This window comes from Peribacillus sp. P4_D6, assembly GCF_056401795.1.
Window position 1 is genome coordinate 1 of sequence record NZ_JBFUIQ010000163.1, and the last position, 6,991, is coordinate 6,991.

Annotated in this window: 7 protein-coding genes; 1 reads left to right on the plus strand and 6 read right to left on the minus strand. The window is 37.0% G+C overall.

Going from position 1 to position 6,991, the window contains the following annotated elements; genetic code table 11:
- Window positions 1–93 precede the first annotated feature (93 nt).
- Window positions 94–768, minus strand: a complete 675-nt coding sequence (locus AC1DVB_RS24110; protein WP_239861299.1) for a GntR family transcriptional regulator — start codon at window positions 766–768, stop codon at window positions 94–96.
- Window positions 769–1,159: 391 nt separating this feature from the next.
- On the opposite strand from AC1DVB_RS24110, the gene AC1DVB_RS24115 reads away from it, so the two are divergent.
- Window positions 1,160–1,870: a Dph6-related ATP pyrophosphatase gene (locus tag AC1DVB_RS24115; RefSeq protein ID WP_477591304.1), complete on the plus strand. Its 711-nt coding sequence runs from the start codon at window positions 1,160–1,162 to the stop codon at window positions 1,868–1,870.
- Window positions 1,871–2,458: 588 nt separating this feature from the next.
- Here the strand turns inward: AC1DVB_RS24115 and AC1DVB_RS24120 are convergent.
- The 5 genes from AC1DVB_RS24120 to AC1DVB_RS24140 all read right to left on the minus strand — a co-directional run.
- Entirely contained in the window at window positions 2,459–3,031 is a 573-nt protein-coding gene (locus tag AC1DVB_RS24120; protein ID WP_194719377.1) for a site-specific integrase, read from the minus strand.
- A gap of 742 nt (window positions 3,032–3,773) precedes the next feature.
- Window positions 3,774–4,745 carry a UV DNA damage repair endonuclease UvsE gene (gene uvsE / locus AC1DVB_RS24125; RefSeq protein WP_057277599.1) on the minus strand — a complete coding sequence of 324 codons (972 nt, stop codon included), beginning with the start codon at window positions 4,743–4,745 and terminating at the stop codon, window positions 3,774–3,776.
- Window positions 4,746–4,931: 186 nt separating this feature from the next.
- Window positions 4,932–5,435: a PCYCGC motif-containing (lipo)protein gene (locus AC1DVB_RS24130; RefSeq protein ID WP_170946868.1), complete on the minus strand. Its 504-nt coding sequence runs from the start codon at window positions 5,433–5,435 to the stop codon at window positions 4,932–4,934.
- Between the two features lie 510 nt (window positions 5,436–5,945).
- Complete coding sequence (locus tag AC1DVB_RS24135; protein WP_477591307.1) at window positions 5,946–6,191, minus strand: hypothetical protein; 246 nt, start codon at window positions 6,189–6,191, stop codon at window positions 5,946–5,948.
- A gap of 336 nt (window positions 6,192–6,527) precedes the next feature.
- The coding region (locus AC1DVB_RS24140) for a helical membrane plugin domain-containing protein (protein ID WP_477591309.1) at window positions 6,528–6,991 on the minus strand (464 nt) is incomplete at its 5' end.

Consider the following 6,991-nt stretch of genomic DNA (forward strand, 5'->3'; position numbering starts at 1 on the left):
CATTAGGAAACCGCTGATAAAGGGCCATTCCCGTCGATAAACCTACAATTCCCCCGCCAACAATTGCGAAATCATACACAATTAACACTCCTTTTATAAATGATTTTTAGTATTCAGCAACTCCATATACGTAATTAAATTGTTCTTAGTCCGTAAGATGTGAAATTCTACTGCTGCCCTTAGTTCTGCAGGATCCCCTCTTAGTGCCGCTTCATATATCATCCGGTGTTCCCGTTGCGTTTCTGGGTAATAATCAATCAGCAAATTCGGCGCAATGGGTGAGATACCCAACGTTTCTACCATTTTTTGAACTCTTGGCCACGGGCACCCTTTTCGGAGGGTTTCATGAAAAGCCGCATTCAAAAGGATATAATGTTCATTGGTTTCATCAGATAACTGAATCCCTTCCATTTCAATCAAAATTCCCTTTAATTTTTCTTTATCCTCCTTTGTTAAATAAGGAAGCGACTTTTCTACAGCAAGGCCTTCAAGCAGAGACCTGGTATGATAAATTTCTTCAATATCATCCCGGGTAATCGGTGTGACGATTGCACCTTTATGAGGAACCATTTCCACCAACCCCTCCATTTGAAGTTGTGTAAGGGCTTCACGAATGGGCATTCTGCTTACTTCCAGGCGATCGGCCCACTCCTCTTGGATGAGTCGCTCCCCCTTTTTCAACGTCCCATTCAAAATCGCTTTCCTAAGACTTTTCGTTACATTTTTTACGATTGTAGATTTATCTCTTTTAGAATTAGCATTATCCAATTTAACGTCCACCTTTCCATATTGGATACAATTTTAACTATATCAACTTAATGAAGCGATTACAATACAGAAAATTAAATAAATTGTATCCAATTTAAAAAACACTGGATACAATACTAGGTAAACATCTACTTCTCTCATATAAAGATAATTTATGGCATTCATTTATATGTAGCTATACACTAGTGATTTAAAATAATCATCTTATATTGTTCAGTTAAGTATAGAGAAGTTTTTTTAGGATGAAATTCCATCCAAATCAAGTCTTTTTGTATCAAGATACATTAATATCTTATCTGCAGGCTCCAAGCGTGTTAAAATCAAACAAATATAGTTATGAAATACAAAATTTGAAATTGGTAAAAGTCATTAGAATAAAGGGGAAAATTGCATGGCAGAATTAATCGATTGGAAAAATAGTGCTCACGGGCATAAATTCATAGCATCATTTAGCGRAGGAAAGGATAGTGTCTTAGCCTTATATAAGGCATTGAAGGTTGGAGAAGCTGTAGGACTGATTGTCATGCTGGAGGAGGAAGGAAAACGTTCCAGATCCCATGGAATGCCTCCGGAACTCATAAAAGCCCAAGCTGAATCAATAGGTTTGCCTGTATATACTGCAGCTGCCAGTTGGACTGATTATGAAAAGGTATTTATGCGCCTTTTAGAAGATGCAAAGAATCAAGGAGCAGAAGTGTTGGTAACTGGAGACCTGGATATGCCTGCCCATGGTTGTTGGCATGAAAAGGTTACGAAGAATGCCGGGTTGAAGCTTGGAATGCCTTTATGGGAAATGAACCATCATGAAGCTGTCGAAGAGTTCATCAATCTAGGATTCGTTACGATCATTGTAACTGTTAATTTATCATTGGGAATGCGAGAGGATGATTTAGGACGAACATTAACCCATGAATACRTGAAGGAACTTGAAGCTCGCGGCATTGACCCCTGCGGCGAAGGTGGAGAGTTTCATACAACAGTAATAGATGGGCCTATTTTTAAACAGCCAATTCCAGTTCGGAAATGTGAGATAATTAAAGACGGGGAGTATGCTTTTTTACCTTTGGAGCTAGATAAGATGACGAATAAGAGTACCTTATAACCGAACTTATTATCAATATTCCTGGCAACAACTCTATACTGCACCCCAATTATGTGATTTTCTTTAAGGATTGAGGTGCAGTTCATCTGAGGAGTCCTTTAACAATAGGATAAGATTATTTTAGTTAACATAATAAAATTATAGTAACTTAACTTTGCAGCAATCATTCATTGCCGATAACTTTCCGATTAATTATTTGTTAAATAGGAGAACAACAGACTTTTAGAAGAAAAAGTATTTCTAATATACTATTTTAATAAGAAATTAAGCGATAAAAATCAGTACTGGTGACATCAAAAAAAGACTATATATTCTAGTCTTTTTTGAAAAGTCATTCGGTTGATTTAAAACTGTTGCCCTAACAAAACTCTTATATTTTTCAAAAATCCTCATAGGAGGCCATTTTCTTAGTATAAGGAGCTTATCCACCTCCGAAACTCCTTTCACCTCTCCGCACCAATGATGCCGGTTTTATCTCCCCTTTCAGATATAACGAAATAATGTTTCTCTATAATAATGCTCTATTTAAGGACTGTGTTATCCATATAAAAAGAATGAAAAATACAGGAGTTGTCTTCGTCCGTTCAATTAATAATAGAAATCCATTAATGTTTCGTCCATTAAATCCTGTGTGAGTCCTATGTAAATCATCGTATCTTTGGGATTGGAATGATTAAGGATTTGCTGCAGTAGAGCGATATCCTTAAATTTTTGATAATGCAAATAGCCGAAGGTTTTTCGGAGGGTATGTGTACCGACATCCGGAATGTCTGCCATTTCAGCCGCTTTGTTCAGAACTCGATAGGCCTGCACCCTGGTGATTGGACCATTACCTTTTCGACTTGGAAATAAATACTGTTCATTTTTCAGGTTCGATTTGCGGACATACTTCCTAACTTCCTTACGAAGCTGAGGATTGACAAGGAACCGCTTAATTTTATCTGTTTTTTGCTCCACAATGACTATATGCGTACCCTCAAGGATGTCTTTCACTCGCAATTGTAAAAGATCCCCTATACGTAATCCGATGTTTATCCCGATTGAAAACATCATATAATCCCTGTAGCTGCAATATTTTAATAGTGATTTTTTCATCTTTTCTATGTGATCCAACCTGCGTATCGGCTGAACATTTTTAATTCTTTGAGAGGTTGCTTGCATGAACGGCTCATTCCCCTTTCTCCTTCTTTCATTGTACGTGAACAGCTTAAAAAAAGGCAAGTTTTATAAATTTTGATACGCTTATAAACCTTGATTTAACGGGATTCCGAATGTATCAATAGAGGTCCTTTGTTACATTCGGAATATTCTAACAAAAGTGACCCAAAAAGAGTTTATAATCTACTACCCTCCTTTCACCGGCTTATAGCTTCATAGAGCGCTTTTAATCGGTTCTTGACTGATGACTCCAATGAGTTAAAACAATAGCTTTAAAAGCCAAATATGGAGCTCGTTTTTTTGAACTTTTATTGTATTTTGTCTATAAAATATTAAAAAATAACTATTTTTCTAATTTTTGACATAGTCTGCTTTAAAATGCCGATTGCTATGGAATATTCGGCTATGATTACAATATATTCCTGTAAAAACAAATGAACCTTGGAGAGGGGCAGCCAAAGGAAAATGAAAGCTGCTCAAACAGACAACAGAACAACTATCGTATTCCCAATTATAAAAAAAAGAGCCACTGCCCCCCCGCTAACCAGATTGTGAATGAAGAAGTTTTGCAATGACTATTATGACTTTTTACCCCCTCGCTCTTTCTAAACAATTTTTCATTGATAACGGAATTCGAATACAGGAATAGCGACCAATCTATTAACAATAATTATGTTATGTAAACAATGGGTATTTGATAAAGAGAATCTCATTTACTTCCCTTTGTCAAATATCCCCCAATCCATTAATGAATATAAAAACTGGCATCATCAATGATTTCTATGTCTTTGTGACTTTTCAGCTCATCCATCAGCTGGAAAAGCGCTCCATCCTTTTGTTTTGCTTCAATCATGCAGTCGAGATGTGGTAAGCTTCCCTTAATTTGTTGCAAAAATTCCATGAACATTCCAGTATCCACAAAGTCAGCATGTGCTCGAAATTCTTTATCGGACCTTGGACTTGAAATATGCATTTTAGGGTGTAGTTTGGAATTACTCCAGGTAGTCAATATTCGGTCCCAATGATTTTTCCAATCTTCATTTGGTAAATGATGTGCGAGGTGATGGTGATAATCAAAAACCATTGGTATTCCCAATTTTTCACATAAATAAAGGGTTTCCGACAAAGTAAAGGTAGTATCATCATTCTCCAGAATGACCATTCTTTGAATCGATTCCGGAATCAAACCCCAATTATGGATAAACTGCTCTAATGCCTGTACATGCTCGCCGTACCCCCCGCCAACATGTAAAACACAGCGATGTTCGGGATCCACTCCCATTTTTTTTAATAATGTATAATGCATCCTTAATGTTTTTAAGGATGTCTTCAGAATATCGATATTTGAACTATTCAAGATGACAAAATGATCTGGATGAAAATCTATCCTTATTTTGGGGTGATTCTTTATGAATGTTTTTAATTTAGCCAGTTCTTCTGAAATAGCTTCTATGTAATCCCATTCTGGAATTTCCGGATGATTGGCTAAAGGGATAAGTTTTGAAGAAAGCCTAAAGAACTGAATATTATTGGCTTCGTTATGAATCAGTAAACGCCAGCAATTATGAAGATTGGATATTGAAATGCGTTCGAGCTTCCTAAGCGCTGCATCTCTGTCCTTAATTTTAGAAAACTGAGCAAAAGTCATCGTTTGGGATGGTGAACAGTTTGGCACATGATTACTCATGGCTACATAACCAAGGCGGATTAATGTCAAAGTGATAGCTCCTTTCACGTTGAATATTTAATGGAAGTATTCCCCTATGAGACCAATATTATAAATGTGAAAGAATCCATAACTCCGAGAAATTAAAAAAACGGCCTTTTTCCGAATGAATATCGGGCAAAAGCCGCATTTTCCAAACACTCATTTTCACTTGGATTTTTCATACTTTTTTTGTGCTTACACTTCAGGAGTAGGAGTTGGTTTGGCATATCCGCTTTTATATTTTTCATCGACTTTATTCCGGATCTCTTTGACGCTCATGCCATCATTCAAGTCCAATATGGATTGCGCAGCAATTTCCAAGCAAACTCCGCATCTTGTCCCGTGGTCATCCCAAACCACTTCCCCATTTTTTTTATTCTCATGGATAAAGCAATCATAATTATTTTTATGGTTAGCTGACTCTCCGCAACCGCAATAACAAGGTATTTTTTCTAGTAAATCTTTATTTTGTGCAACAGCTAAATAGATTGTCTTCATATCCTCTGGTTTTTCAGCTAAGAAATCCGGTGCTATTTCCTTACTGCTTGTCTCTTCCTGAAGATCTCCGGATACCGTATGCTCTGAATGTCCTTCATGGCCGCTTTCTTTTTGTACAACTCTTTCCTCTTCACTTGAACAACCTGAAAGTATTATCGAAAAACAGATTCCCATAGTGACCGTCATTAATTTCAGATTCATTTTTACACTCCTTGCTCCTTTTAATACCCCCATTTTATGGCACGTAAGCTGTTTCTACAAGCATAAGTTTCCTTAATTATTAGGATTTAAAATGTCAAGTATACTAAAATGGCTTTCTGGTACGACTTTCGTACATAATTTTAAAGTATTTACCACGCTTTAAGATAAAAGAATGAGGTGATACTGTGATAAGAGCGCTACCATCATTGTGTTTTTTAGGCACGTATTTACTTATTATACTCCTCGACAACCTACAGGGCTTGAATATATGGCTCTTTCTTTAGAATCAAACAATATTTGATCGTAGCTCGTGGAGAAGATTACTTTCTACTCATTACATTCACTATAATCTTTCTTATTTTGAACGTATTCTCAGTAAAAAAAAACCGACAGCCTCCATCTTCATGAAGCAGCTGGTTTAATTTTTTGTTTTATATATGCGGTTAACAATAAGGACCTAATACTGACAAAGAACGATCGAATTGAGGGTTAAGGAAACCCCACCTATAATTATGCAAAGAGGCCCACTTTAACGGCAGAACTCTTTTTATTCAAATACGGAAGTATCATCGTAATCATAATCAATTCTCCAAAAGGCACGGTGATACCTGTAGGAATCAACTCTTTCCATGCCATAATGATGTTACCATCTGCCAATCCGTCAAGGTGGATTACAGTTGGCTTTACCGATTTTTGGTGTGGAGATTCTATCATTCGCACGGACAAATCTGAACTATGACCGAGCTCTTTCATCAATCTCTTTACATTTTCACTCCCTCACATAATAGGTGCCATCGGTTGTAGGTTTTCTTTAGCTCTTTTAAAAGAGCATCCTATTCTAACTTTTCCGCCCCTTAATAATTAAGTGTGTGTTCGTTTCACTTATGATTGCTTTTATTATTTGTATCTCATATAAGTATATGTAATAAAAGGATGGCGAGAGAAATTTTGATAGCACGTTCATCGAAAAAAACCGATGCATTCCCTTTTGGCGATCATCGGCTTAAATATTTTTAGTGGGTTCTCAAAAAACAAAGTCAATTTCTTCTACGATTCTACGTCCATTTCAATAAGTTTAACGAGCAAGGCACTTTATTTCTTACTTTTAGCTAAGGTTAGTGGAATCGTTACGAGTGAAACTCCAGCTGCAATCCAAAACCAACCGGTGTTTCGTTTTTTATCGTTTCCGCTTTTACCGGGAATACTTGATCCGTATGATTTTCTGGAGGTGGGCCGTTCTATTTCCGCTGTTTCATTCGTTTTATGCAAATGCTGATTCTCCGGTAATTGGGTGGTTCTTTCTAAATCGCTTGTATCTTCTCCCATTCCTTTAATAAAAGTCATCAGGAAGGTCATGGCTTGTTTGACTTCTTGGTCATTCAAGGAACGCAGTAACGCTAAATAACTTGGCTTTTCTGGCGTTTTATCAGCTTCGGCCACACGGGCAATCCCTGAGTTGACTTTGAGGATTAGCGGTTCAAGCTGCTGAACATTAAGTGTCCCTAATGTGCCAAGTATGAGAAGCAGATTTTTCAGCGTATTTGCCGTTTCTGGGG

Excerpts from the sequence above, each read along its gene's own strand:
- AC1DVB_RS24120 (WP_194719377.1), bottom strand. The coding sequence starts at position 3,031 with ATGCAAGCAACCTCTCAAAGAATTAAAAATGTTCAGCCGATACGCAGG.
- AC1DVB_RS24130 (WP_170946868.1), bottom strand. The coding sequence starts at position 5,435 with ATGAATCTGAAATTAATGACGGTCACTATGGGAATCTGTTTTTCGATA.